Source organism: Amycolatopsis sp. SID8362 (assembly GCF_010550475.1).
Taxonomy (GTDB): Bacteria; Actinomycetota; Actinomycetes; order Mycobacteriales; family Pseudonocardiaceae; genus Amycolatopsis; species Amycolatopsis eburnea.
This window is the reverse complement of sequence record NZ_JAAGNB010000659.1, coordinates 1-1,114: the sequence shown is the minus strand read 5'-3', so window position 1 is coordinate 1,114 and position 1,114 is coordinate 1. Positions and strand designations below refer to the sequence as shown.

General features: G+C 74.7%; 2 protein-coding genes. Both read right to left on the bottom strand.

Features of this window, described 5'->3' with window-relative positions:
• Positions 1-388, bottom strand: a 388-nt coding sequence (locus G3I65_RS20325; RefSeq protein WP_309235579.1) for a beta-ketoacyl synthase N-terminal-like domain-containing protein, incomplete at its 3' end; no start/stop codon positions are given.
• The coding region (locus tag G3I65_RS20320) for an SDR family oxidoreductase (protein ID WP_160697507.1) at positions 385-1,114 on the bottom strand (730 nt) is incomplete at its 5' end. The genes G3I65_RS20325 and G3I65_RS20320, both read right to left, overlap by 4 nt.

Sequence of the window (1,114 nt, the reverse complement as noted above, 5' to 3'; positions counted from 1 at the left end):
CGGGCGAGAGGTAGCCGCCGCGGCCGAGCACGACGCCGATCCGTTCGGGGTCGCCGAGCCGGCCGGGGCCGCCGGCGTCCTCGACCGCGGTGACGGCGACGGCCAGCGCGGTGAGCTGGTCCGGCTCGGTGCCGTCGAGAGATGTCGGTGGCACGCCGTGCGCGACCGGGTCGAACTCCAGGATGTCCGCGGTGAAGCCGCCGCGGCGGCCGTGGGTCCGGTCGGGCGCGGTGCCGTCGTGGCCGTGGAACGCGGGGTCGCGGCGGTGCGGCGGGAGCTCGGTGACGGCGTCGACACCGGCCACCAGGTTCCGCCAGTACTGGTCCACTGTGGACGCACCGGGCAGGAACACGCCCATGCCGGTGATCGCCACCGGCTCCTGGCTCACCACAACGACGCCGTGTACAGGACGGCGCGGTCCGTGCCGTAGGCGAGTTCGCGCAGCAGGGCCGCGACGCCCTCGTCCGCGTCGAGCAGGCCGATGTCCCGGCGTTCGTACTCGCGGGCCAGCTCCGGCGAGACCATGCCGCTGTGGTCGGGCGCGGGTGCCCACGGTCCCCAGTGGACGGTCACCGCCCGGCCGGGCCAGGTCTTCGCCAGCGACTCGAGCGCGTCGTTCGCGGCGGCGTAGTCGGTCTGGCCGCGATTGCCCAGGACCGCGGCGATGCTGCCGAAGAAGGTGACGAATCCAGGCTCGGCGCCGGTCTCCGCCAGCGCGGCGAGCAGCGTGCGGGCACCGTCCGCTTTGGTCTCGAAGACGGTCCGGAACGACTGCTCGTCCTTGTCCGCCATGAGCTTGTCGTCGAGCACGCCCGCGGCGAAGACGACGCCGTCGACCCGGCCGCGGAGGCCCTTGACCAGGTGGTGCACGGCTTCCGGGTCCCGCACGTCGAGTTCGGTGTAGGCCGGGTTCCCGCCCGCGGCGCGGATCTCGCCGAGTGTCCGGCCGATCTCACGCTGGGCCAGCACGGTCCGCACCCGGCGTTCGATGTCGGCCACCGAACCACCGCGCCCGGCCAGCACCGCCCGCATCGCGGCGGGGTCGGCGGGCAGGTCGTCCGGCTCGCCCGGCCACGGCGTGCGCCCGGCGAGTTCGATCCGGCAACCGGACGCG